Source organism: Nonomuraea sp. NPDC050540 (genome assembly GCF_044457485.1).
Taxonomy (GTDB): domain Bacteria; phylum Actinomycetota; class Actinomycetes; order Streptosporangiales; family Streptosporangiaceae; genus Nonomuraea.
Map to the genome: position 1 here is coordinate 799,911 of NZ_JBITHA010000002.1, position 24,711 is coordinate 824,621.

The following is a 24,711-nucleotide window of genomic DNA, read 5'->3' on the forward strand; positions in this document are numbered from 1 at the left end:
CCCTGCCTGTCGGCGTCGACCGATCGCCTTTGACGCGCGACAAGCAACAGGCAGTGGGCCCCAAAGGGGAGGGCTCCTCGGAGCCGCCCGAACGAAGCGAGGACCAGGCACCTCGCCGGTGGTTAGTTGCCGGTGAACTTGGGTTTGGTCTTTTCGGTGAAGGCGCGCATGCCCACCTTGGCGTCCTCTGTCGCGAACAGGCCGGAGAACTGCAGGCGTTCGATCTCCAGGCCGGTGTCCAGGTCGACCTCCAGGCCCTGGTCGACTGCCTGTTTCGCGGCTCTCAGCGCTATGGTCGGGCCGGCTGCGAAGGTTGACGCCCATTCCAGTGCGGCCGTGTACACCTGGTCGTCGGCCACCACCTTGTCCACCAGGCCGATGGACAACGCCTCCTCGGCCGTCACGTGGCGGCCGCTGAAGATCAGGTCCTTGGCCTTGGACGGGCCCACCAGCCTTGGGAGGCGCTGGGTGCCGCCCGCGCCGGGGATGATGCCCAGGAGGATCTCGGGCTGGCCCAGTTTCGCGCCTTCTCCGGCCACTCTGAAGTCCGCGCACAAGGCCAGCTCGCAGCCGCCGCCCAGCGCGTATCCCGTGATCGCGGCGATCACCGGCTTGCCGATTCTGGCCACGGCGGTGAAGCAGTCCTGGAGGATGCGGGAGTGGGCGGACATGTCGGCGTAGGACATGTCGGCCATTTCTTTGATGTCGGCTCCGGCGGCGAAGACGCGCTCGCCGCCGTAAAGGATCACTGCCTGCACCACGGGGTCGGCGTCGACCAGGCGGGCGGCTTCGGCGATCTCCTGTTGTACCTGCCCGTTGAGGGCGTTCATCTTGGGACGATCGAGTCTGATCGTCGCGATCCGGTCGGCCACCTCGACACGCACGAACTCACCCATGCCAGGCACGCTACCGGAATCACTCTCCGAAGAAGAGGACGGGTCCTTCCACGCGCACACCCACCGTGTCGCCGACGCGGTACGCCACCTCTCCCCTCGCCCTGGCGCGCACCACCACACCGCCGGGCAGCACGACCGTGACCGCGGCGTCGTGGCCGAAGAACTCCACCCGCTCCACACGGGCCACGCCCCCGCGTTCCAGCACAAGCTGCTCGGGCCGCAACGCCACCCAACCGCTTCCCGACGCGCCGTCACCCCGCCACGACCCCCCGCCGTCGCCCTGCGGTGCCGCCTCGCCCCTCGCCGAGGCATCGTCGGCCCTTAGCGAGCCGAGGGCGCAGGTGACCGTCCCGTTCGAGGCGAGGGCCTCCAGGACCACCGCCTCGCCGACGAACGTCGCCACGCCCAGGTCGGCGGGGCGGGCGTAGAGCTCCTCCGGGGCGCCCTGCTGGACGATCACGCCGTCTCGCATCACGGCCACGGTGTCGGCCATCGACAGCGCCTCCTCCTGGTCGTGGGTGACCAGGACCGCGGTCGCGCCCGCCTTCTTGAGCGCCGCGCGCACGTCGTCGCGGACGGTTCCGCGCAGCGACCGGTCCAGCGCGTTGAACGGCTCGTCGAGCAGCACCACCCCCGGCCGCGGGGCAAGCGCGCGGGCGAGCGCGACCCGCTGCTGCTGTCCCCCACTCAGTTGGTACGGCATCCGCGAGCCGTACCCACCGAGCCCGACCAGTTCCAAGCACTCCTCCACCCGCTCCGCGACCCCGGCCCCAGCCCGCCGGAAGAGCCCGCGAACCAACCCGAATCCCACGTTCCCCGCCACCGACAGGTGCGGGAACAACGCGGCGTCCTGCGGCACGATCCCCACCCGCCGCTTCTCCGGCGCCAGCCCGCCCACCTCGGCCCCGCCGATCCGCACGGACCCGGCGTCGGCCCGTTCGAACCCGGCCACGATCCGCAGCAACGTCGTCTTCCCGCACCCGGACGGCCCCAGCACCGCCGCCAGATCCCCGTCGGCCACCTCCAGCGCGGCACCCCGCAACACCGGCGCGCCCCCGAACGCCTTCGTCACCCCGGAAACGGCGAGCCCGCTCATGTCCCCCGCCTTCCCAGCAGGAATCCCGGCACCGCGGCCAGCGCCATCAGCAGTGCCGCGTACGGCGCCGCCGCCGCGTAGGCCCCCGCCCCCGTCTCCGTCCACAGCCGCGTGGCCAGCGTCTCCATGCCGGTGGGCCGCAGCAGGATCGTGGCAGGCAGTTCCTTCATCGCGGTGAGGAACACCAGCGCCGCCCCCGCGAGCACGCCCGGCAGCGCGAGCGGCAGCGTCACCTGCCGCACCGCCCCCAGCGGGCCGCGTCCCAGAGAGCGCGCCACCTCTTCCAGCACCGGCGGCGACTGGAGAACGGAGGTCCGCACCGCCCCCACCGCCGCGGGCAGGAACAGCACCGCGTAGGCGAGCACCAGCAACGGCCACTGCTGATAGATCGGATAGGCGTAGCGCACGGCGAAGAACACCAGCGACAACGCGACCACCACACCGGGCAGCGCGTGCCCCACATAGGCCGACCGCTCGGCGAACCGGGAAAGCCGCCCCCGATGCCGGGCGGCGACGATCCCCACGGGTACGGCCAGCACGACTGTCACCACCGCCCCCGCGGCGGAAACACCCAGCGTGGCCCCGGTGGCCGCGGCCAGCGCCCCCGGGTCGAGCCCGCGCGAGGACCCGGCCACCAGCCAGTAGAGGATGCTGACCAGCGGAAACCCGACCGCCAGCGACGCCACGAGCGCGGCCCAGGCCAGCGCGGGCGCCTTCCAGGTCCGTACGTCGACACGGCGCCGGGCGGGGCTGCCCCGCAGGGCATAGGCGGCCCGCCCCCGCGTACGGCCCTCGGCCAGCACGATCAGCAGAGTGATCACCACCAGCGCCAGGCCGAGCACAGCGGCGGGAGTGCGATCGAACCCAGCCCGGTAGGACGTGTAGATCTGCGTGGTGAAAACGTCGAAGCGCATGATCGACACGGCGCCGAACTCGGCCAGCACGTACATGGCCACCAGCAGCCCGCCCGCCGCCGCGGCCGGCCGGAGCTGACGCACCACGACGGCCATGCGCCCGCGGCCGAGTGACAGCGCGACCTCTTCGAGCGCCGGGTCCATCCGGCCGAGCGCCGCCGCCACGGGAAGGTACACGTAGGGGTAGGTGCACAACGTGAGCACCAGCGCCGACCCCCAGAACCCCGAGACGCCGGGGAAGGCGGCCACCCACGTGTACGCCGCCACGTAGGACGGCACCGCCAGCGGCAGCGCGGCCAGCGCGCCCCACACCTTGCGCCCCGGCAGGTCGGTCCTGACCACCAGCCACGCCAGCGACACCCCCACGACCAGGCAGGCGGCCGTCACCACTGCCGCCAGCCCGAGGCTCCGTACGGCCAGCTCCGCCGTACGGACGCGAAGGAGCGCTCCGGCGAACGCGGCGGGACCGCCCTCGGCCGCCCGCACCACGAGATAGGCGACGGGCGCGAGCGAGAGCGCGGCGGCCAGCAGGGCGGGCAGCAGCAGCGCCGCGGGGACGCGGCCGCGTGGCATCAGACGAGGCCCGTGTCCTGGAGCAGTTTGAGCGTCTGCTCCAGCGAGTCGAGCTTGGCCAGGTCGATCTGCGGGCCCTTGAGGGCGTCGAGCTTGGGCAGGGCGGGGTCCGGTTCGACTCCGGCGACCAGCGGGTACTCCTTCGTGGTCTGCGCGAAGTACCGCTGGGCGTCGGGGCTGAGCAGGTAGTCCACGGCCTTCTGTGCGGCGGGCACGTGCTTGGACGCCTTGAGCGTGCCGGCGCCGGCCACGTTGATGAGCGCGCCGGGGTCGCCGCCCGGCAGGTAGGCCAGCTTGGAGGGGATCTGGCCCTGTTCCGCGGTCTTCTCGTACCAGTAGTAGTGGTTGATCAGGCCGAGCTGGAGTTGCCCGGCGTCGACGGCGTTGAGGATCTTGATGTTGTCGCCGAAGCTCTGGACGTCGTTGGCCTTCATGCCGGTGAGCCACTTCCTGGCGGCGTCCTCGCCTTTGAGCACCCGCAGCGCGGTCACGAACGCCTGGAAGGAGGCGTTCGTCGGCGCCCAGCCGACCTTGCCCTTCCACTTGGGGTCGGTCAGCTCGAAGACGCTCTTGGGCGGCGCGGCCACGGTGCGCGGGTCGTAGACGATCACCCGGGAGCGGCCGGAGACGCCCACCCAGTCGGCGCCGCGGTACTGCCGCGGCACCTTCGCCAGCGTCTCCTGCGGCACCGGCGCGAGGACGCCCTGCCTGGACAGCGCGCCCAGTGCGCCCGCGTCCTGGGAGAAGAAGACGTCGGCGCGGGTGCGCTCGCCCTCTTCCATGATCTGGGCGGCCAGTTCGGCGCTGTCGCCGTATCTGACCTGGACGTTCAGGCCGGTGGCCGACTTCAGGCGGGCCAGCAGCGGGCCGACGAGCTTCTCGTTGCGGCCGGAGTAGATCACCAGGGAGTCGTCGGCGAAGCCCTCGGCCCCGCCGGACCCGCATGCGCTCGCGGCCAGCAGGACCAGAGCCGCGGCGATCAGCCTACGCACGGACATGGGACTTCCTCAGGTTGATCGTGAACAACAGGACGAGCACCGCCGCCCACGCCAGATGCGCGGGCCAGAAGCCGGGCCGCCGGTAGTCGGGCAGGACGTTCGCGACCGCCTGGTAGACGGGCGAGGCCACCTCTTGGAAGCCGGACACCCAGGTGAGCCGCCCGGCCAGGCCGTCGGCGACCAGCCAGGCGTAGGTGAGCACGCCCGACAGGCCGAGCGCCGCCGCCGCGACGCGTTTCCAGGTGCGGTCCAGCCAGCACAGGATGAGGATCAAGGCCAGCGGGAGCACCACGACGAGCTGGCGGCCGGGCCACCAGAAGCCGTGCATGGTCACCGCCGCGAACGTCGCCGTCAGCCAGCCCGCCGCCAGCGGCAGCACGAGGCTCACGCGTCTGATCCCCAGTGCGAGCGCCGGGACCAGCAGCAGCCAGGCGGGCTGCCAGGCGGCCAGGCCGTACCCCTGGTCGACCAGCAGGCCGGTCAGCCGCAGCGCGCGTCCGGCGAGGTCGGGGGCGAAGCCCATCACGCCCCATTCGCCGGAGTTCTGGAAGTGGTCGCCGCTGGCGTAGACGGTCCAGCCGCCCCAGATCAGGCGGTGGACGGCCAGGTACAGCGCGCCCATGACGGCGAAGGCCGCCGGCAGCGCCTTCGATCGGGTACGCCACAGGCCGAGGGCGGCCAGCGCCAGCGCCACGGGCACGTACTTGACCGACAACCACGGCAGCGCCGACACCACCGCCGCGAAGGCCCAGATCCTCGGGGTGCCCAGGAGCGCGACGGCGCCGACCACGGCCAGCGCCGCGGGCGCCTCGGGGTAGACCTGCTGTCCGTAGACGGCCGCCGGCGCGCTCGCCGCCGCGATCGCCACCCCCGCCGTCGCGATCTTCAGGGGTACGGCGAAGCGGCGCACCGCCGTCCACAGGGTGAGGACGGCCAGGGCTCCGGCCGTCAGCGCCATGACCGCCTTGGCCGCCACCCAGCCGCCGAGGCGCATCGGGATCGCGAGCACGAGAGGCAGCAGGGGGTCGTGCGGGCTGATCTGGGCGCCGCCGTCGAGCACCTCGGTCTGGACGGGCAGCTCCGCGCCGCCCCACGGGACCCAGCGGCGTTCGGCCAGTTCGTCGGAGATGTCCAGCGAGCGGTCCTCGGCCAGGGAGAGGGCGGTGAGCAGGTACTGGGGCTCGTCGACGGCCACGTGCGCGCCGAACGTGGACGGCACCCCGATCCCCAGCACCGCCGCCACGACGGCCACCACCCCGGCCAGCGCCATCCCGCGGTAGAGCCCAGGGGAGTCCACCCCGGTGACGGCGACACCCGCCCCCGCGATCACGACGCCGCCCAACCAGTCGCCGCCCAACCCGGAGCCGAGCAACCCGGAGCCGCCAAACCCGGAGCCGCCGAACCGGTCGCGGCCGGAACGCCGGTGGGCGTGGTCAGGACGTGGGCGTACTGGCGGCGGACCACGTCGAGCAGGTCGGTCTCCGGTGTCCAGCCGGTCAGCGCCCGCAACCGGCGGGTGTCGGCCAGCGAGTCGCCCGGCTCCACCGGCGGGGCGGGCTCGATCGCGTAGCGCACGCGCGCCCCGGTCACCTCGGCCACGGCTCCGGCCAGCTCCCGCAACGTGCGTCCCCGGCCCGTGCCGATGTTGACCACGCCGGGCACCCCGGTCAGCGCGATCATGGCCTGGGCGGCCTGCCGTACGTCGGTCACGTCGCGGGTGCGCTCCAGCGAGCCGAGCACCCGCAGCGGGCGGCCGCGCGCGGCGGCCTCCAGCCAGAGCGACAGCGCCATGTCCGGCCGCTGGCCCTCCCCCGCGACGGTGAACGGGCGGACCACGGTCACCGGCCGCCCGGCGCACAGGTGTTCCAGGGCGAGTTTGCCGCGGGCGTAGCCTCCGGCCGGGCGGGGCTGGTCGGCCTCGTGGCTGGGACGGCCGTGGCGGGCGCCGCCGTACACGGAGCTGGAGGAGGCGATCATGAGCGGGACCCGGCGCGGGACCGCGGCCAGCACCCGCGCGCCCGCGAGCACGTTGTCGCGGTGCCTGCGGCGGGCGAGGCCGGGGCCGCCGCCGCGCACGCCGGGGCAGCCGGCCAGGTGGTAGACGGCGTCGGCGTCGGCCAGGGCGGCGCCGACCAGGTCGTCGTCGTCGAGCAGGTCGGCGGTGAGCGCGGTCAGTCCGGCGCGGGCGACTTGCGGCCGCCGGTCGACGCCGATCACCCGCCGGCCCGCGGCGAGCAGCGCCTCCGTCAGGGCCCGGCCGATGAAGCCCGCGGACCCGGTCACGACGACTGTCACCCGCGTCCCTTTCGCTGGAGCGCCAAGAGCTAGGTAAAGGTAGCCTAACCTCACTCCTTCCAGCCACAAAGGTGCCTCATGAGGAACGTCACCAGGGCGGCCCGGCGGATCGCCGGCGTGGCGCTGCTGGCCGTCGCGTGCTGGTACCTGACGCGGGTGGTCTCCGGCCCCGACCTCGCCGCGGCCGCCCGCGCGCTGCTGTCCGACCCGCTCGGCCTCGCGCTCGCCCTCATCCTGTACGGCACCGCCTTCGCCCTGCGCTCGTGGTCCTGGACCCGCGTGCTGCCCGGGTTGCCCGGCGGCCAGGCCTGGGCGGCGGTCCACGTGTCGCTGCTGGGCAACCACGTGCTGCCGTTCCGCCTGGGCGAGGCCCTGCGCGCCACCTCGGTCCTGCGCCGGACCCGCCTGACCGGCGCCAAGGCGGTGGTGGCCTCCGTGGTGGCGGTGCGGTCGGCCGACCTGTTCGCGGTGCTCGCGCTGGCCCTGGTGGCGGCTCCTGCGCTGGTCGACGGGCTGGCGGGCTGGTGGGTGTGGCCGGGCGCGGCCGTCCTGGCGCTGGTGATGGCGGCCGCCTTCCGTTTCCTTCCGCGAACCCGGGTCCACCTGCCGCTGGTGACGGCGTGCGCACTGGTGGCGTGGGTGCTGGAGGCCGCCGTGGTGTACGAGGTGGCCAGGATCAGCGGCGTCGCGCTGAGCCCGGCCGACGCCGTGGCGGTGACGGCCGTGACGATCGCCGCCCAGACGGTCGCGGTGACCCCGGGCGGCATCGGCTCCTACGAGGCGGCGGCGACCGCGGCCCTCACCGCGCTGGGCGTCGCATCGGGCCCGGCGTTCGCGGTGGCCCTGCTCACGCATGCGGTCAAGACCGCGTACTCGCTGGCCGTCGGCGTCCCCGCCCTCTTCGTCCCGGCTCCCGGCTACTTCGGGAGGTTCCGCCTGCCCCGCCGCCTGCCGCCCCGCCCGCCGACGCGGGAGCCCGCGCCCGGCGCCCCGGTCGTGGTGTTCATCCCCGTCTACAACGAGGAGGCCACGATCGGCGAGGTGGTGGCCCGCCTGCCCCGCACGGTCTCCGGCCGCCCCGTCGTCACGCTGGTGATCGACGACGGCTCCGCCGACGCCTCCGCCGACCGCGCGCGGGCCGCGGGCGCCACGGTGCTCCCCCAGCCGCGCAACCTGGGTCTGGGCGCCGCCGTCCGGCGCGGCCTGGGTGAGGCGAGCGCCAGGCGCCCGGCCGTCGCCGTCTATCTGGACGCCGACCTCGAGTACTTCCCCGAGGATCTGGAGTCCCTGGCCGCGCCGGTCCTGAGCGGCGCGGCCGACTACGTCGTCGGGTCCCGCTTCTCCGGCACCATCGAGCGCATGCTCCCCCACCGCCGCTTCGGCAACCGGGTGCTCACGCTCTGGGTCCGCTGGCTGACCCGCCGCCGTGACCTGACCGACGGCCAGAGCGGCTACCGCGCCTTCTCCGCGCGGGCGGCGGGCGCGGCCGAGGTCATCCACGACTACAACTACGCCCAGGTGCTCACCCTCGACCTGCTCGCCAAGGGCTTCGCCTACCAGGAGGTCCCGATCCGCTACTCCTTCCGCCAGAGCGGCGAGTCCTTCGTCAAACTCGGCCGATATCTGCGCAGGGTGATCCCCGCCGTGCACCGCGAGCTCAATACGTGACCTGAGGCCTCTACCCTGCGGCCCCATGAACGCACCGGCGTTACGCCTGGCCCGGCTCGTGGCGGCCGGGGTCAGCGCGGGCTTCGCCTTCGGCGGGGTCATCGGCATCGTGTACTCCAAGGACCCCGCGCCGATGAAGGCGCTGGCCTACACCCTGCTCACCGTCCTGTTCGCGCTGCACCTGCGCAACTGCGTACGGCGCGCCGACGGCCGCAGGCCCCGCGGCTGGCCCTGGACGCTGGCCGTCCAGGTGGTGCTGACCGGCGCCGGCCTGCTGCTGTTCCCCGCCACCTGGTACGGCAACACCGGTTTCCTGGCCGCCGCCATGCTGCTGCTGTTCCGGCGGCCGTGGCCGAAGTGGGGCGGGTTCGCGCTGGTGCTCGCGGCCCAGTTCGCCTCCACCCTGACCGTGCGCCCGGCGGTGACCGAGGGCCTGTACGTGGCGATCGGCCAGACCGCGTTCGTGGGCATCGCCCTGTACGGCGTCGTCCGCCTGACCGACCTGATCGCCGACCTGCGCGGCACCCAGGCGGGGCTGGCCGCGGCCGTGGTGGCCGGGGAACGGCTGGCCTTCGCCGAGGAGCTCAACGAACGGGTCGGCGCCGGGCTGGAGCGGGTGGTCGGGCACGGCGAGGCCGTACTCGCCGCCGAGGACCAGGAACGCGCCCGGCACGAGCTCGACACGGGGCTGAGCACGGCCCGGCTGGCCCTGACCGAGGTCAGGTCGGTCTCGCACACCACCCGCGAGGCGGCGCGCGGCCGTCCGGTGGCCGCCGACCTGACCATCCGGGTGGCGTCGGTGCTGGTGGTGGTGACGATCCTGCTCATGATCGTGCCGCGGGAACTGCGGCAGGTGACGCTGGCCACGCCGCCGCCCGGCCTGCTGGCGTTGTTCGGGGCGTCGCTGGTGCTGATGGTCGGGCTGCACCTGCGGGCGTGCCTGCGTACCGACCGGTACTGGCCGTGGGTGCTGGCGGCGCTGGTGCTGGTCACCTATCTGCCGAGCCTGGCTCTGGGGCCGAAGCTCTGGTACGTGGCGGCGTACCTGCCGGGCGCGGCGCTGGCGCTGGTGCCGGGGCGCCTGCGGTGGGCGATCGCGGCGGCGGCGATGCTCGGCGACCTCTACTACCACGCGGCGATCACCGGCTGGGCCGACAACGCGCTCGACACGGCCTACGGCCTGGTCTACATCGCCGAGCGGGCGCTGATCGTCTACGCGCTGTGGCGCATGGCGCGGCTGGCCGCCCAGATTCACGAGGCGCGGATGGAGCTGGCCAGGGTGGAGGTGGCGCGCGAGCGGCTGCGCTTCGCCCGTGACCTGCACGACCTGCTCGGCTACGGCCTTTCCGTGGTGGTGCTGAAGGCCGAGCTGGCCGTGCGGCTGCTGGGCCGCGATCCCGCGGCGGCCAGGCGGGAGCTGGCCGACGGTCTTGACGCCGCCCGCCAGGTGCTGTCCGACATCGACTCGGTCGCCTCCGGCTACAGCACGATCGCGCTGGCCGACGAGATCGCCTCCGCCCGCGCGGTGCTGGCCGCCGCGGGCGTCGAGCTGATCGCGGACGTCTCCGCCGCGCGCCTGCCGGACACGCACGACGCCGTGCTGGCGACCGTGCTGCGCGAGGCGGTCACGAACGTGCTGCGGCACAGCGACGCCCGCCACGGCACGCTCGTGCTCGCGGTGGACGACGAGACGGTGGGGCTGCGCCTGGCCAACGACGGGGTACGCGCCCCCGCCCACGAGCCTGGATCGGGACTCGGCAACCTGCGCGAACGGGTCGAGATCCTGGGCGGGCAGCTGTCGGTCGAAACCGGGCCGGACACGTTCGCGCTGGCGGCGGCGCTGCCGCTAGATCCAGCCCTCGTCGGCGGCGATCCTGATCGCGTCCACCCGGTTACGCGCGTTGAGCTTCATGACGGCTGACGACAGGTAGTTGCGTACCGTGCCCCGGCTGAGCGACAGCCGTACCGCGATCTCGTCGGGCTCGGCGCCGGTGGCGGCCTGGCGCAGCACGTCGACCTCCCGCGCGGCCAGGGGGTTGTCGACCTTGCGCAGCGCGGCGAGGGCGAGCTGCGGGTCGACCACCTGCTCGCCCGCCCGCACCTTGCGGATCGCGTCGATGAGGTCGCCGGTGGGCGAGTGCTTGAGCAGGAAGCCGCTGACGCCCGAGGCCATCGCCCGGCGCAGGTATCCGGGTTTGGCCAGCCCGGTCAGGACCAGCGCGGCGCAGGACGGCAGATTCTCGCGCAGCTGCGCGGCGGCCGTGAGGCCGTCCAGTTCGGGCAGGTCGATGTCGATGACGGCGACGTCGGGGGCGTAGGCCACGGCCGCGGGGACGATCTGGTCGCCGCGCTCCACGGCGGCCACCACCTCAAGGTCGTCCTCCAGCGCGAGGACGGCGGTGAGCGTCTCCCTGAGGATGCGGACGTCCTCTGCGATCAGCACACGGATCACTGTGAATCCTTCACGCGGGATCGGTGAATGCGGCACTACCTGGGGTTACTTCCGATTGGCGACTATACAGACACAAGAGAGGAGCACGTCATGCAGAAGATCACCCCTTACTTCTGGTTCAACAACCAGGCCGAGGAAGCCGCGAGCCACTACGTCTCGATCTTCAAGAACTCCCAGGTCGTCGACGTCACGCCGATGATCGTGACCTTCGAGCTGGAAGGCCAGCGCTTCCTCGCGCTCAACGGCGGCCCGCAGTTCACGTTCAACGAGGCGATCTCGCTTTACGTCGAGTGCGAGACCCAGGAAGAGGTCGACGAGCTCTGGGGCAAGCTGCTGGAGGGCGGCGGCTCGGAGGGCCGGTGCGGCTGGCTCAAGGACAAGTTCGGGGTGTCGTGGCAGATCATCCCGAAGGCGCTGCCGCGCCTGCTCAGCGACCCCGACCCGGCCAGGGCGGAGCGCGCGATGCAGGCCATGTTCGCGATGGCGAAGATCGACGTGAAGGGCCTGGAGGCGGCGGTGGCGGGCTGATCAGTCCTCCACGACGTGCCGGGTGAAACGGGCGCGCGCCGCCGACCAGGCGGCGCCGTCCCAGCCCCCGGCGGTCAGGGCGGCGACCGCGTCGTAGGCCATGGCCATGGCGTGGTGGGTGTTGTCGTGGGCGAACAGCCCGAGCCGCCCGAACGTGGTGACCCCTTCCACGCCGCCCGCCCAGGCGTCGAGACCGGCCAGGTGCCCGGCGTAGCCGGTGCGGTAGACCGGGTAGACGTGCGGCAGGCGGCGTACCTCGATCCCGGCGAGGTTGACCGGCGGCAGCCCCGAGCGGGACAGGCACTCGGCGACCAGCCCCGAGAAGTCGTCACATGTCCAGATCTCGTCGCCCACCTGGCAGGGGATCTCGAAACACAGCACGCTGCGATCGGCCGGATCGGCGGCGCTGACGCGGTAGTTGGCGGGCTCGGAGACACGGGTGACAGGGGTGCCCGCGTCCGGGAGGTAGTGAGCGTCGTACGGGGTCCACCTGCCGCCCTCGTGCACCGCGTAGACCAGCACCATCGCCCGGAACTCCAGCCGGGCGGCCGCGCTCAGCACCCCCGGTCCGGGGCCGGGTTCGACCAGCCTGGCCAGCAGCGGCATCGGGATCGTCGAGAACACGTGCCCGGCACGGATCTCCCGCCCCGCGTGCACGACGCCGCCGGACACCCGGGTGCAGGCGGTGCCGAGCCGGATCTCGGCTCCGGCGGCGCTCGCCGCGTCGGCCAGCGCTTCCACGATCTGGCCGAAACCGCGCCTGGGGTAGTGGAAGACCCTGCCCTGGCCGTTCGGGGCGCCGCGCAGGACTCCGCGGGCGATCTTCCACGGGCTGTCGGCGGTGACCCGTCTGCGTGCCTGGTCGCCGTCGATCTCCTCGCCGGGCAGGCCCCAGAGCTTGTGGGCGTAAGGCTCGTAGAGCGCGCCGTACAGCGCCGGTCCCAGGCTCGCGCGCAGGACTTCCGCGTAGGTGCCGGCGGCCGGCCGTACACGCAGCGGAGAGGTCAGGGCGTCGCGGGCGACACCCCCCAGCAGCCGGTACGGCAGCCGCCGCGCCAGCTCCCCCGCCCGGAGCGGAAACCCGACGAACCGTCCCGCCACTCGCAGCCGCCCGTTGCGCGGCCGGAGCTGCAGGTCCGCGCCGAGCAGCCCGCGCAGGGCGGCCAGCAGGCGCGGCGGCGTGGCGGGGTGCAGGCGGTGGCTGCCGTGGTCCACGCGCACGCCCGCGACCTCGAACCCGGCCGACAGCCCGCCGACGTGGTCCGCGCGCTCCAGGACCACGACCGACAGGCCGCGCGCGGCGGCCCGCCAAGCGGCCGTCAGCCCCGCCGGACCCGCTCCGAGGATCACCAGATCCGCACTCGTCACAGCCGATCAGCTTATGAGACGTTAACTAGTGAAAAATTCCTTCGCAAAACTCTCGCCCGAGAAGGAAAATGTTGAGACGCTGACTCCACCTGAAGCCCCCCAGTCCAAGGAGCAGTGAATGCGCAGAGCCTTGGCGATCGTCGCCTTGCTCCCGTTACTCAACATTCCGGCGGCCCACGCCGACGAACCCGCCGACCGGCAGCAGGCCTTCGCCGCGGCGGCCAAGGAGTTCCAGGTGCCGGCGAGCGTGCTGCTCGGCGTCTCGTACCTGGAGTCGCGCTGGGACGCCAACACCGGCCGGCCCAGCAGCGACGCCGGATTCGGCCCCATGCACCTGACGGACGCCGCCGCCTACACCGGCTCCAACCACCATGAAGAGGGCGAGGAGGACCCGCGCGGCGACGACAGCAGGCCCCTTCCCCCGCGCGAGGAGGCTCCGCCCGCCCCGGCCGAGATCCCCGAGTCGCTGCGGACCATGGAGAAGGCCGCCGAGCTGACCGGCGAGACCCACGAGAAGCTGCGCACCGATCCGGCCGCCAACATCCGCGGCGGCGCGGCGCTGCTGGCCTCCTACCAGAAGGCGCTCGGAGCCCCGCTCAGCGACGACCCGGCCCAGTGGTACGGCGCGGTCGCCCGCTACTCGGGCGCGGAGGAGAAGGAAGCCGCCCAGTTCTTCGCCGACGAGGTCTACACCACGATCAAGCAGGGCGCCGAGCGCACCACCGACGACGGCCAGCAGGTCAGGCTCACCGGCGTACCCGGGCTCGGGGCCATCAAGGAGTGGCTGGACAAGCTCGGGCTCAAGCCCCCGCGCCGCGACGGCGTCGAGTGCCCGCCCACGATCTCCTGTGAGTGGATCCCGGCCAAGCAGGCCGAACTGCCCAACGGCAACTACGGCAACTTCGACACCTCGAACCGGCCCTTCAACCAGAAGGTCGACTACATCATCATCCACGACATGGAGGGGTACTGGCGGCCCTCCATCGACCTGCTGCTGAACCCGGCCCGCGCGGCCAGCTGGCACTACTCGCTGCGCTCCAACGACGGGCACATCGCCCAGCACATCAAGACCAGGGACGTCGGCTGGCAGGCCGGAAACTGGTACGTCAACGCCAAGTCCGTCGGCCTGGAGCACGAGGGCTTCCTCGCCGAGCGCGGCTCCTGGTACACCGAGGCCATGTACCGCACCTCCGCCAAACTGGTCCGGTACCTCGCCCTCAGGCACGGCGTCCCGCTCGACCGCGCGCACATCCTCGGCCACGACAACGTGCCCGGCACCCTGCCGACGACCGTGCGGGGCATGCACGAGGACCCCGGGCCCTTCTGGGACTGGGACCGCTACTTCAAACTGCTCGGCGCGCCGTTCCACCCCTTCGGCGGCCCGAACGCGGGCACAGTCATGATCAAGCCGGACTTCGCCACCAACAAGCCGTACTTCTACGGCTGCGACCGCAAGCAGCCCGAACTCGACTGCCCGCCCACCAGCGCCGCCACCGTCTGGCTGCGCAAGGAGCCGCGCCCCGACGGGCCGCTCGTGGACGACATCGGCAAGCGCGGCGCGGGAAGGTCCATCTACAGCGTCTACGACCACAGCGCCCGCGCCGTCACCGGCCAGCGCTACGCCGTGGCCGATCGCCAGGGCGAGTGGACCGCCATCTGGTACCTCGGGCAGAAGGCCTGGTTCCACAACCCCGCCTCGGCGCCGACCGCGATCCCGTCCATGGGGCTCGTCGTCACACCCAAGAAGGGCCTCGCGACCGTTCCCGTGTACGGCAGGGCCTACCCGGAGCAGGAGGCCTACCCGGCCGACATCCCGTACCAGCCGATCACACCGCTGATGTACACGTTCTCCGCGGGCGAGAAGTACAGCTTCGGCGGCGCCCAGTTCGGCGAGTACTACCGCGCGGTCACCATCGACCCCTCCACCCACAAGGTGGTGCGCGGCAAGACGCTCTACTACCAGATCCAGTTCGGGCATCGCGTGATGTTCGTCAAGGCCAGTGACGTGACCCTGTCCTGGGCCTGACCACCGGGCGGGGCGGCCGCGCCGCCCCGCCGCTCACCCGATGAGGGCGGGATAGTCGGTGTAGCCGCGGTGGTCGCCGCCGTAGAACGTGGCCGGATCGGCCAGGTTGTACGGCCCGCCCGCCTTGATCCGGGCCGGAAGGTCGGGGTTGGCCAGCCAGTACGACCCGAGCGTGACGGCGTCGGCCAGCCCTTCGCGCAGCGCCGCGGCCGCCTGCTCGGGGGTGCCTGACCGGGCGCCGGGCTCGGCCTTCGGGTTCAGGATCAGCGTCCCCGGCCACGTGGCCCTGATGACCTTGGTCAGCTCCCTGTCCCACTCCATGATGTGCAGGTAGGCCAGGCCGTACCGGGAAAGGGCGCGCGCCAGCGCCGGGTAGAGCTCGTCGGAGTCCCGCTCCCTGATGCCGTTGCTGGGGTTGAGCGGGGAGATGCGGAAGCCGACCCGCTCCGGGCCGATGGCGTCGCCGACCGCCTGGGCGACCTCGACGGCCAGGCGGATGCGGTTGTCCACGCTGCCGCCGTACGCGTCGGTGCGGGCGTTGGCGCTGCCGCACAGGAACTGGTGGATGAGGTAGCCGTTCGCCCCGTGCAGCTCCACCCCGTCGAACCCGGCGGCGAGGGCGTTCCCTGCCGCGGCGACGAAGTCGTCCACGGTGGCGGCGATGTCGGCGAGCGTCATCTCCTTGGGCGCCGGGTGCTCCAGCATGCCCTCGGGGGTGTAGAGCCGCTCACCCGACGGGATGGCCGACGGACCGTGCGGCAGCGCGCCGTCGGGGTAGAGCCACGGGTGCCCGACCCGGCCGGAGTGCATCAGCTGGGCGAACATCCGGCCGCCGCGGGCGTGCACGGCGTCGGTGACCTTGCGCCAGCCCGCGATCTGCTCCTCGGAGTGCAGCCCGGGGGTGTCGATGTAACCCTGGCCGATCACCGAGGGCTGCGTACCCTCCGAGATGATCAATCCGGCTGCGGCGCGCTGGGCGTAGTACTCGACGGCCATGTCGGTGGGCACCGCGCCCTCGGCGGCACGGCTGCGGGTCATCGGGGACATGAAGAGCCGGTTGGGAAGTTCCAGTCTTCCCACGGTCACCGGCTCGAACAACTCGTTCATCACAACCTCTTCCTGCGTCAACGGGGCCGGCCACGACCGTACGAGCGGCGGAATCACCGACGAATCCGTACGGTTTACTGGTCCGTGTACTTAGGAGGACGCGTGCTCTACGGCAGGACCACCGAGCAGGCCGGGCTCGCGGATCTCATCGCGCGGGCACGCGACGGGCGCAGCGGCGCGCTGGTGATCCGCGGCGAGCCCGGCATCGGCAAGACCGCGCTCCTCGCCTGGGCGGAACGGCAGGCGGCCGGGGTCCGCGTGCTGCGCGTGACCGGGATCGAGCAAGAGGCCGACCTGGCGCTGGCCGGGCTGGCCCGCCTGATGTGGCCGGTTCGCGAGCGCCTCGACCACCTGCCGGCCCCGCAGGCCGGCGTGCTGGAGGCCGTGCTGAACGGCGGCGGCGCGCCGTCCCCCGACCGGTTCCTGACCGGGCTGGCGACCCTGAGCCTGCTGGCCGACCTGGCCGAGGACGAGCCGCTGCTGTGCCTGGTGGACGACGCCCAGTGGCTCGACCAGGCCAGCGCGGAGGCGCTGCTGTTCGCGGCCAGGCGCCTGGCCGCCGAGGGCGTGGCCCTGGTGTTCGCCACGCGGGAGGACGGCTTCCCCGCCGCGGGGCTGGCCGAGGTGCGGCCCTCCCGGCTCGACGCGGCCAGCGCGGCCGGGCTGCTCACCGAGCACGGCCTGGCCGCCGCGATGCGCCGGCACGTGATCGACGAGTCGGCGGGCAACCCGCTGGCGCTGATCGAGTTCGCCGCCGCCCAGCGCGGCAGGCCGGCCGCTTCCGTCCACCTGCACGTGGCCGACCGGGTGCTCAGCTCCTTCCGCGCCCAGATCGTGAACCTGCCGGAGCGTACGCGGCGCATGATGCTCATCGCGGCCGCCGAAGGACGCGGCGACCTGCCGATGCTGGTGAACGCCGGGAAGGTCCTGGGCGTCGGCCTCGATGACCTGGAGGCGGCCGAGCGGGCCGGGCTGGTGCAGGTGATCGACGACACGCTCGCCTTCCGGCACCCGCTGATCGCCACCGCCGCCTACCAGGGCGCGCCGATGGCCCGCCGGGTCGAGGTCCACCGCGCGCTGGCCCAGGCGAGCGTCACCGCCGACTGCCGGGTTCACCACCTGTCGGCCGCCACCACCGCGCCCGACGAGGACGTCGCCGCCGAGGTGGCCGACGCCGCCGGAAGGGCGCTCGGGCGCGGCGCGTACTCCGCCGCCGTACGTCTCTACCGCCAGGCCGCCCGCCTGTCCCCCGGCGACGCCGCCCAGATCGCGAACCTGGGCCACGCCGCCGGCGCCGCGCTCAGCGCCGGGCATCCGGCCCAGGCCGCCGAGCTGGCCGAACAGGCGGAGGAACTGGCCAGGACCGGGCCGGCGCACGGGACGGGGCCGGCCGAGCTGGCCCAGGTGCGCGCGGCCGCGTTGTTCGAGCTGGGTGAGCGGGGGCGGGCCGTGCACCTGCTGATGGAGCGGGCCGGGCAGGCCGAGACGGACCGCGCGGCCGAGATGCTGCGCGCGGGCGCGACGTACGCGTGGTTCTCGTGCGAGTCCGCGGCGGTGCGCACCGCCGCCGCGGGCCTGCGCGAGATCGGCCGGCCCGACCCCATGGTGTACGGGCTGGCGCGGCTCATGGACGAGGACTACGCCGGCGCGCTGCCGCAGCTGGCCGGGTTCCTCGCCGAGCCGGAGGCGGACAGGACCGCCGAGGCCATGTACACCGGCGTGATCGTCGGCGACGACGCCGCCACGCTGGCGCTGGCCGCCGCCGAGGTGGCCCGCTGCCGCGAGCGCGGCCTCGTGGGCGCCCTTCCCGAGGCGCTGCGGGTGCTCGCCGAGACGCAGGTACGCGCCGGGCTGCACCGTGAGGCCGAGATGGCCGTGGCCGAGGCGGCGGAGATCATCAGGGACACCGGGCTGCCCCAGGACCTGCCGTGGCTGAAGGCCGTGCCCGCGCGCATCGCCGCCATCGAGGGCGACGCCGACACCTGCCGCGACCTCGCCGCCCAGGCGCCCGACGAGGAACACGCCGGCACCGCCATCACCCTCAGCCTCCTCGACCTGGGCCTGGGCGACTACGAGTCGGCCCTGGCCCGGGTGGAGACCGCCTGGCGCGGGCCGGGCGCGAACGGCCTCGACCTCATCACCGCCGCCGCCGACCAGGTCGAGGCCGCGGTACGGCTCGGCCGCCCCGACCGCGCCCAGGCCCCGTTGCGCCGCTTCACCGCCTGGGCCGAGGCCACCGGCCAGCCCTGGGCCCTGGCAGTGGCCGCCAGAAGCCAAGCCCTGACCACCGACCCCACCCTGCCCACCTCCTCGGGGATGACCGCCTCAGGGGCAACCCCCTCGGGGACAACCCGACCGGGGGTGACCGAATCGGGGATGACCGGCTCCGGAACCGGAGCCGGAAAGGGTCCCGAGGCCGGGAAGGACACGGGGGCCGGGAACCAGGAGGGTGCCGGGACCGGGGTGGGTGCCGGGGCCGGGGCTGGGGAAGGTGCCGGGGCTGGGGTTGAGGAGTTGTTCTTGCGGGCCGTACGGCTGCATCGGGAAGGGCCGGGGCGGCCGTTCGAGCGGGCGCGGACCGAACTGCTCTACGGCGAGTGGCTGCGGCGGGCCAGGCGGCGCAGTGACGCCCGCACACCCCTGCGCTCCGCTCTGGAGATCTTCGAACGGCTCCGCGCCGCCCCCTGGGCCGAGCGGGCCCGCGCCGAACTCCGGGCGACCGGCGACGGCGTCCCGGTGGCCGAGGCGACGGCGGCCCATCCGCGCGACCGCCTGACCGCCCAGGAACTCCAGGTGGTACGGCTGGCCGCCGAGGGCCACAGCAGCCGGGAAATCGCCGCCCAGCTGTTCCTGAGCAAGCGCACGGTGGAGCACCACCTGTACAAGGCCTATCCGAAGCTGGGCGTCGGCAACCGCCGCGAGCTGGCCCGCCTCGACCTCACCAGCGCCGGCTAGCGCTTCTTGACGAACTCCGCGACCGCCTGCCGGGTGCTCTGCAACGCCTCCTGCGAGGAGTCGAACGTGCGCTGGGCCACGCCCACGAACACGCAGTCGACCATGACGAGCTGGCTGATGCGGCTGGCCATGGCGGCAGGGCGGAACTCGGTCTCCCGCCCGGCGGAGATCAGCACGTGCTCGGCCAGCTCCGCGATGGACGAGCGCGGGTTGTTGGTGATCGCGACGGTGGTGGCCCCGGCCTCGCCCGCCCGTCCCAGCGGCTCCAGCACGTCGGGCGTCTCCCCCGAGGTGCTGATGCCGATCGCCACGTCGCCGGGCTTGAGCAGGACGGCACTGGTCAGCGCGAGGTGGGCGTCCTGGAAGGCGTGGCTGGACATGCCGATGCGCAGCAATTTCTGCGCCATGTCCATGGCCACCAGCCCGGAGGCGCCGACCCCGTAGGCGTCCACCCGGCGGGCGCCGACGATCGCGTCGACGACCAGGCCCAGCCGCTCGGAGGTCAGCTGCGCCACGGTGTCGTTGATCGCCTCGGACTCGGCCCTGGCGACCTTGTGGATGACCTCCGACAGCGGATCGTCGGGGGCCAGGTCGCCGGGCACCAGCCGGTCCGGCTGGGCCGCGGCGGCGGCCAGCGCCAGGCGCAGCTGCGGGTAACCGGCGAATCCGAGCAGCCGGGCGGTCCGCACGATCGTGGCCTCGCTGGTGCCGGAAGCGGCCGACAGCTCGGTGATCGTGCTGCGCGCCACGGTCGCGGGATCCTCCAGGATCAGCCGGGCCACGGTCTGGGCGGCGGGCGTCAGCGACGGCAGCACACCTCGGACCGTGGCCACCAGGGTGTCGGCACGCATGCCGTCGCGACTGTCGTCCACAAAAACGATTATGGGGCCAATGTCAGCGCAGTGTGCCGTTCGTCATACCCGCGGGTTCCTCGGGTACGGCGATGAGCCCGAGTTCGGCCCGCGCGACCGCCAGCGGATGTGAGGGCACCACGCGGACCGTGTAGCCGAAGGCGCCGGTGTTGTCGAGCGGGATCGTGCCCGTGTGGTGGGCGCGGCCGTCGTCGCCGGGGTCCCCGTCGAGCGTGAGCTCCAGGTAACCGGGGTGGATCAGCTCGTCGTGCGGGCCGACCCTGCCGTAGGCCGCCTCCACCATGACGTCGGAGGGGTCGAGGTCGCCCAGCGCGATCGTGGCGCGCAGTTCCAGCGCGGCGCCCACCTCGGGCGTGTCGCCGACGCCCGACGCCTCCACGTGCTCGACCCTCACCCCCGGCCAGGCCCGTGTCACCCGCAACCGCCAGGCGGCGAACGACTTGGCGGGGGCGTACCCGTCGGCGGACAGGGCGCGGGCCGAGGCGGCGGCGGGCGCGTAGAGGCCGACCACGTAGTCGCGCAGCATGCGGCCGGCCAGCACCTTCGGGCCCAGCGAGGCGAGCGTGTGCTTGACCATCTCCAGCCAGCGTCTGGGCAGGCCCTCGGGCGAGCGGTCGTAGAAGCGGTCGGCGACCTGGTGCTCGATGAGGTCGTAGAGGCCGGCCGCCTCCAGCTCGTCGCGGCGGTCGGGGTCGGTGACGCCGTCGGCGGTGGGGATGGCCCAGCCGTTCGTGCCGTCGTACCACTCGTCCCACCAGCCGTCGCGGATCGACAGGTTGAGCCCGCCGTTCAGCGCCGACTTCATGCCCGAGGTGCCGCTGGCCTCCAGCGGGCGCAGCGGGTTGTTCAGCCAGACGTCACAGCCCTGGACGAGCAACTGGCCGAGTGCCATGTCGTAGTCGGGCAGGAAGACGATGCGGTGGCGCACGTCCTCGGCGTCGGCGAAGGTCACGATTTGCTGGATGAGCTTCTTGCCGCCCTCGTCGGCCGGGTGGGCCTTGCCCGCGATCAGGATCTGCACGGGCTTGTCCGGGTCGAGCAGCAGGGTCTTCAGCCGTTCGATGTCGGAGAGCATGAGCGTCAGCCGCTTGTAGGACGGCACGCGGCGGGCGAACCCGATGGTCAGCACGTCGGGGTCGAGCGCCTCGTCGATCCAGCCGAGCTCGGCGTCGGAGGAGCCGCGGGCCCGCCAGGAGGCGCGCAGCCGTTCGCGGGCGCCCTCGACCAGGCGGCGGCGCAGGATGCCGCGGATCGACCAGATCTCGGAGTCCGGGATCTTCTGTACTCCCTCCCAGCCCTGGGCCCGCTCGATCAGGGCGGGCAGCTCACGGCCGGCCAGTTCCAAGAGCTCGCGGCCCACCCAGGTCGGCGCGTGCACGCCGTTGGTGATCGAGCCGATCGGGATCTCGTCGAGGTCGAAGCCCGGCCACAGGGTGTGGAACATCTCCCTGCTGACCTCGCCGTGCAGCTCGGAGACGCCGTTGACCCGCTGGGACAGCCGCATGCCCATGATCGCCATGTTGAAGCGGTCGGGCTCCGCCTCCTCGCCGAGCGCCAGGATGCGGTCGACCGGGACCGTCGGCCAGGCGTTGTCGCCGCCGAACTGCCGCTCGATCATCTCGACGGGGAAGCGGTCGATGCCCGCGGGGACCGGGGTGTGGGTGGTGAAGACGGTGCCGGCGCGTACCGCCTCCAGGGCCTCGTCGAAGCTCAGCCTGGCCTCGGTCAGCTCGCGGATGCGCTCCAGGCCGAGGAATCCGGCGTGGCCCTCGTTGGTGTGGAAGACCTCGGGCTCGGGGTGGCCGGTGCTCTCGCAGTAGGCGCGGATGGCCCGTACGCCGCCGATGCCGAGCAGGAGTTCCTGCATGAGGCGGTGGTCGGTGCCGCCGCCGTAGAGGCGGTCGGTGACGTCGCGGGCGGCGGCGTCGTTCTCGGCCACGTCGGAGTCGAGCAGCAGCAGCGGCACCCGGCCCACCTGGGCCGCCCAGACCTGGGCGTGCAGGGTACGCCCGCCGGGCAGCCCGACGCGGACGCGCACGTCCTTGAGCAGGGTCAGCGGCAGGCCGCCGGGGTCGAGAGAGGGGTAGTGCTCCAGCTGCCAGCCCTCGGGGGACAGCGACTGGGTGAAGTAGCCGTGGCGGTAGAGCAGGCCGACGGCCAGGATGGGCACGCCCAGGTCGCTGGCGGCCTTCAGGTGGTCGCCGGCCAGGATGCCGAGGCCGCCGGAGTATTGGGGCAGGGCTGCGGCTATGCCGTACTCGGGAGAAAAGTAGGCGACGGCGCGCGGCGCGTCGGAGAGCGTCTGGTACCACCGGGGCGCGGTCATGTACTCGCGCAGATCGTCGGCGGCGTCGGCGAGACGGCGCAGAAATCGGCGGTCGGCGGCCAGCTCGCGCAGTCTGGCGGGGTCGACGGCGCCCAGCAGGGCGACGGGATCGTGCCCGACCTGACGCCACAGCTGTGGGTCGACCTCGGCGAACAGGTCCGTCGTCTCCGGGTGCCATGACCAGCGGAGATTGTGGACGAGCTCGCCGAGTGCGGCCAGCTCCGCGGGCAGGACGGTGCGGACGGTGAACCTGCGGATAGCTCTCACGTTGGGAACCCTAGGGCGTCGAAGGGGCGAGCACGAGGTGATCGGGACCTCTGAGTCCCTCACCGTGCGCATACCCCTTCAAACCCCCTTCCGACCACAAGCATGAAGCGGGACTATTGGGGCAACTCCCCCATATGGCCGTCCCCGGGACACACTTGGGTGGCTTCCGCCGCCTCCCGCATCGAGATGCAAGGATCGTTCCTGCCACGTATCTGCTCTACGCGGACCCGAGCCATGAGAACGGAAGCGATGATCGGACGAATTCCCATCACGGACATCCAGCCTGTCGTCGGATGCGGGCAATGGCCCGCCAAGTCGGTAGCTGGTGAGACCTTCGAGATCTCCGCCACCGTGTTCCGAGAGGGACACGACGCCGTGGCGGCCGGGGTCGTGCTCACCTCGCCCGACGGCCTGCGCGGGCGGCTGAGACCCATGCTCGAACAGGGCAAGGGGACCGATCGCTGGGCGGTGCCCGTCACCTTGGCCGACGAGGGCGACTGGCAGTTCCGCGTGGAGGCGTGGAGCGACCCGATCGCCACGTGGCTGCACGACGCGGGGATCAAGATCCCGCGCGGGATGGACAGCGACCTGATGTGCGAGGAGGGCGCGCGCCTGTTCGAGCGCGCCGCCCGCGCCGTACGGCCGGCCGACTGTCCCCACCCGACGCGCCCCGCCCGCACCACCTCAGCCTCCTCCGCCTCCTCCGCCTCCGCGGCCGACGACACGCCGGCGGCGGGCGCGCCCGGCGAGAGCCCGTGCGGGCACCGGGTGGCGTTGCTGTCGGTCTCGGCGACCCTGCGCGACGAGGACCTCGACCCCCGGGCGCGGCTGTCGATCGCCCAGTTGCCGGAGACCGCCGCGCTCCTGGCCGCCCACCCGCTGCGCGACCTGGTGACGCGTTCCAAGCAGCAGCGGATCAGGGTGGAGCGGCGCCGGGCCCTGTACGGCTCGTGGTACGAGTTCTTCCCCCGGTCCGAGGGCGCGATCGTGGACGCCGCCGGCATCAGCAAGTCCGGAAATTTCCAGACCGCCGCCAAACGCCTGCCCGCCGTCGCCCGCATGGGCTTCGACGTCGTCTACCTGCCCCCGATCCACCCGATCGGCCACGCCTTCCGCAAGGGGCGCAACAACACGCTCACCCCCGAGTCCGACGACCCGGGCTCCCCCTGGGCCATCGGCTCCGAGGACGGCGGCCACGACGCGATCCACCCCGACCTCGGCACCATCGAGGACTTCGACGAGTTCGTCGGCCGCACCCGCGAGCTGGGGATGGAGGTGGCGCTCGACTTCGCGCTGCAGTGCGCCCCCGACCACCCATGGGTCAAGGAGCACCCGGAGTGGTTCACGATCCGGGCGGACGGCACGATCGCGTACGCGGAGAACCCGCCCAAGAAGTACCAGGACATCTACCCGCTCAACTTCGACAGGGACCCCGAGGGCATCTACACCGAGGTCAAGCGGGTGCTGCGGCACTGGATGGACCACGGGGTGCGGATCTTCCGCGTGGACAACCCGCACACCAAGCCGGTGGCGTTCTGGGAGCGGCTGCTGGCCGACGTCCACACGACCGACCCCGACGTGGTCTTCCTGGCCGAGGCGTTCACCAGGCCGCCCATGCTCCAGACGCTGGCGAAGATCGGGTACCACCAGTCGTACACGTACTTCACCTGGAAGAACTCCAAGCAGGACGTGGAGAGCTACCTTTCGGAGCTGTCCGGCGAGACCTCGCACTACCTGCGGCCGAACCTGTTCGTGAACACTCCGGACATCCTGCACGAGTACCTGCAGCACGGGGGCGTGCCCGCGTTCAAGATCCGCGCCGTCCTCGCCGCGCTGTGCTCGCCCACGTGGGGCGTCTACTCGGGGTACGAGCTCGCGGAGAACGTCCCGGTACGGCCAGGCAGCGAAGAATACCTAGATAGTGAGAAATATCAGTACAGACCACGCGATTGGGTGGCAGCCGAGCGAGAAGGCCGCAGTCTCGCCCCCTTCATCACCCATCTGAATTTGTTCCGAAGAGCTCACCCAGCACTTCAGGAATTGCGTAATCTACAGTTCCACAGGGTTGACCACCCGGACATGGTCTGCTTCTCGAAGCGACTCCCTGGCGCCTATGACGCGGCCACACGACGGCAGAGTTTGGGCGACGTCGTTCTGGCGGTCATCAACCTGGATCCGCACAACACCCATGAGGCGACGGTCGAACTCGACCTGCCCGCCCTCGGACTCGACTGGAACGCCGAGTTCGTCGTGGACGACGAGCTCACAGGTGAGTCGTACCGGTGGCGGCAGCAGAACTACGTGCGCCTCGACCCCCATATCCACCCGGCGCACATCTTCACCGTGCGAGCGGCTCACAGGTAACGAAGC

Annotated in this window: 17 protein-coding genes; 6 read left to right on the forward strand and 11 right to left on the reverse strand. The window is 72.5% G+C overall.

Annotated elements, in window-relative coordinates:
• Positions 1-122: 122 nt before the first annotated feature.
• From ACIBI5_RS10035 to ACIBI5_RS10060, 6 genes are read right to left on the reverse strand one after another with little or no spacing between them, the layout of a single operon-like run.
• Positions 123-896, reverse strand: a complete 774-nt coding sequence (locus ACIBI5_RS10035; protein ID WP_397245147.1) for an enoyl-CoA hydratase/isomerase family protein — start codon at positions 894-896, stop codon at positions 123-125.
• A 19-nt stretch (positions 897-915) separates the two neighbouring features.
• The gene (locus tag ACIBI5_RS10040; protein ID WP_397245149.1) at positions 916-1,992 is read right to left on the reverse strand and encodes an ABC transporter ATP-binding protein; all 1,077 of its coding nucleotides are present in this window, start codon (positions 1,990-1,992) and stop codon (positions 916-918) included.
• A complete protein-coding gene (locus ACIBI5_RS10045; RefSeq protein WP_397245151.1) occupies positions 1,989-3,479 on the reverse strand; it encodes an ABC transporter permease in 1,491 nt (496 codons plus the stop codon). The genes ACIBI5_RS10040 and ACIBI5_RS10045 overlap by 4 nt, the downstream gene beginning before the upstream one ends.
• Positions 3,479-4,477 (reverse strand): iron ABC transporter substrate-binding protein, encoded by a 999-nt coding sequence (locus tag ACIBI5_RS10050; RefSeq protein ID WP_397245153.1) that lies wholly within the window; start codon positions 4,475-4,477, stop codon positions 3,479-3,481. Before ACIBI5_RS10050 ends, ACIBI5_RS10045 begins: the two co-directional genes overlap by 1 nt.
• Entirely contained in the window at positions 4,464-5,807 is a 1,344-nt protein-coding gene (locus tag ACIBI5_RS10055) for a hypothetical protein (protein WP_397245155.1), read from the reverse strand. Before ACIBI5_RS10055 ends, ACIBI5_RS10050 begins: the two co-directional genes overlap by 14 nt.
• On the reverse strand, positions 5,804-6,772 hold the full coding sequence (locus ACIBI5_RS10060) for an NAD-dependent epimerase/dehydratase family protein (protein WP_397245157.1): 969 nt from the start codon (positions 6,770-6,772) through the stop codon (positions 5,804-5,806). The genes ACIBI5_RS10055 and ACIBI5_RS10060 overlap by 4 nt, the downstream gene beginning before the upstream one ends.
• Positions 6,773-6,850: 78 nt before the next feature.
• Between ACIBI5_RS10060 and ACIBI5_RS10065 the strand changes: the two genes are divergently transcribed.
• Together ACIBI5_RS10065 and ACIBI5_RS10070 are read left to right on the forward strand one after the other, a co-directional pair.
• Positions 6,851-8,440 carry a lysylphosphatidylglycerol synthase domain-containing protein gene (locus ACIBI5_RS10065; protein WP_397245159.1) on the forward strand — a complete coding sequence of 530 codons (1,590 nt, stop codon included), beginning with the start codon at positions 6,851-6,853 and terminating at the stop codon, positions 8,438-8,440.
• A 25-nt stretch (positions 8,441-8,465) separates the two neighbouring features.
• Entirely contained in the window at positions 8,466-10,361 is a 1,896-nt protein-coding gene (locus ACIBI5_RS10070) for a sensor histidine kinase (RefSeq protein ID WP_397245161.1), read from the forward strand.
• Here ACIBI5_RS10070 and ACIBI5_RS10075 read toward each other — a convergent pair.
• Positions 10,287-10,892, reverse strand: coding sequence for a DNA-binding response regulator (locus ACIBI5_RS10075; protein ID WP_397245163.1), 606 nt, complete (start codon positions 10,890-10,892; stop codon positions 10,287-10,289). The genes ACIBI5_RS10070 and ACIBI5_RS10075 overlap by 75 nt on opposite strands.
• Positions 10,893-10,982: 90 nt before the next feature.
• On the opposite strand from ACIBI5_RS10075, the gene ACIBI5_RS10080 reads away from it, so the two are divergent.
• Positions 10,983-11,420 carry a VOC family protein gene (locus ACIBI5_RS10080; protein WP_397245165.1) on the forward strand — a complete coding sequence of 146 codons (438 nt, stop codon included), beginning with the start codon at positions 10,983-10,985 and terminating at the stop codon, positions 11,418-11,420.
• Here ACIBI5_RS10080 and ACIBI5_RS10085 read toward each other — a convergent pair whose 3' ends face one another.
• Positions 11,421-12,788: an FAD-dependent oxidoreductase gene (locus tag ACIBI5_RS10085; protein WP_397245167.1), complete on the reverse strand. Its 1,368-nt coding sequence runs from the start codon at positions 12,786-12,788 to the stop codon at positions 11,421-11,423. It abuts the gene before it with no gap.
• A gap of 118 nt (positions 12,789-12,906) precedes the next feature.
• Between ACIBI5_RS10085 and ACIBI5_RS10090 the strand changes: the two genes are divergently transcribed.
• Positions 12,907-14,814 carry an N-acetylmuramoyl-L-alanine amidase gene (locus ACIBI5_RS10090; protein ID WP_397245169.1) on the forward strand — a complete coding sequence of 636 codons (1,908 nt, stop codon included), beginning with the start codon at positions 12,907-12,909 and terminating at the stop codon, positions 14,812-14,814.
• Between the two features lie 33 nt (positions 14,815-14,847).
• Here ACIBI5_RS10090 and ACIBI5_RS10095 read toward each other — a convergent pair whose 3' ends face one another.
• Positions 14,848-15,921 carry an alkene reductase gene (locus tag ACIBI5_RS10095; RefSeq protein WP_397245171.1) on the reverse strand — a complete coding sequence of 358 codons (1,074 nt, stop codon included), beginning with the start codon at positions 15,919-15,921 and terminating at the stop codon, positions 14,848-14,850.
• Positions 15,922-16,023: 102 nt separating this feature from the next.
• Here ACIBI5_RS10095 and ACIBI5_RS10100 point away from each other — a divergent pair, with 102 nt between their 5' ends.
• Positions 16,024-18,876, forward strand: coding sequence for an AAA family ATPase (locus ACIBI5_RS10100; protein ID WP_397245173.1), 2,853 nt, complete (start codon positions 16,024-16,026; stop codon positions 18,874-18,876).
• Here ACIBI5_RS10100 and ACIBI5_RS10105 read toward each other — a convergent pair.
• Positions 18,873-19,748 carry a MurR/RpiR family transcriptional regulator gene (locus tag ACIBI5_RS10105; protein WP_312896764.1) on the reverse strand — a complete coding sequence of 292 codons (876 nt, stop codon included), beginning with the start codon at positions 19,746-19,748 and terminating at the stop codon, positions 18,873-18,875. The two genes, ACIBI5_RS10100 and ACIBI5_RS10105, sit on opposite strands and share 4 nt — an antisense overlap.
• Positions 19,749-19,770: 22 nt before the next feature.
• Complete coding sequence (glgP, locus tag ACIBI5_RS10110) at positions 19,771-22,341, reverse strand: alpha-glucan family phosphorylase (RefSeq protein ID WP_397245176.1); 2,571 nt, start codon at positions 22,339-22,341, stop codon at positions 19,771-19,773.
• A 249-nt stretch (positions 22,342-22,590) separates the two neighbouring features.
• Between glgP and ACIBI5_RS10115 the strand changes: the two genes are divergently transcribed.
• Positions 22,591-24,705, forward strand: coding sequence for an alpha-1,4-glucan--maltose-1-phosphate maltosyltransferase (locus ACIBI5_RS10115; RefSeq protein ID WP_397245178.1), 2,115 nt, complete (start codon positions 22,591-22,593; stop codon positions 24,703-24,705).
• The last annotated feature ends 6 nt before the right edge of the window (positions 24,706-24,711 follow it).

Bases quoted from the DNA above. Each gene is read 5' to 3' on its own strand.
- ACIBI5_RS10035 (WP_397245147.1), bottom strand. From the start codon at position 896: ATGGGTGAGTTCGTGCGTGTCGAGGTGGCCGACCGGATCGCGACGATC.
- ACIBI5_RS10040 (WP_397245149.1), bottom strand. From the start codon at position 1,992: ATGAGCGGGCTCGCCGTTTCCGGGGTGACGAAGGCGTTCGGGGGCGCG.
- ACIBI5_RS10045 (WP_397245151.1), bottom strand. From the start codon at position 3,479: ATGCCACGCGGCCGCGTCCCCGCGGCGCTGCTGCTGCCCGCCCTGCTG.
- ACIBI5_RS10050 (WP_397245153.1), bottom strand. From the start codon at position 4,477: ATGTCCGTGCGTAGGCTGATCGCCGCGGCTCTGGTCCTGCTGGCCGCG.
- ACIBI5_RS10065 (WP_397245159.1), top strand. From the start codon at position 6,851: ATGAGGAACGTCACCAGGGCGGCCCGGCGGATCGCCGGCGTGGCGCTG.
- ACIBI5_RS10070 (WP_397245161.1), top strand. From the start codon at position 8,466: ATGAACGCACCGGCGTTACGCCTGGCCCGGCTCGTGGCGGCCGGGGTC.
- ACIBI5_RS10080 (WP_397245165.1), top strand. From the start codon at position 10,983: ATGCAGAAGATCACCCCTTACTTCTGGTTCAACAACCAGGCCGAGGAA.
- ACIBI5_RS10090 (WP_397245169.1), top strand. From the start codon at position 12,907: ATGCGCAGAGCCTTGGCGATCGTCGCCTTGCTCCCGTTACTCAACATT.
- ACIBI5_RS10095 (WP_397245171.1), bottom strand. From the start codon at position 15,921: ATGAACGAGTTGTTCGAGCCGGTGACCGTGGGAAGACTGGAACTTCCC.
- ACIBI5_RS10115 (WP_397245178.1), top strand. From the start codon at position 22,591: ATGATCGGACGAATTCCCATCACGGACATCCAGCCTGTCGTCGGATGC.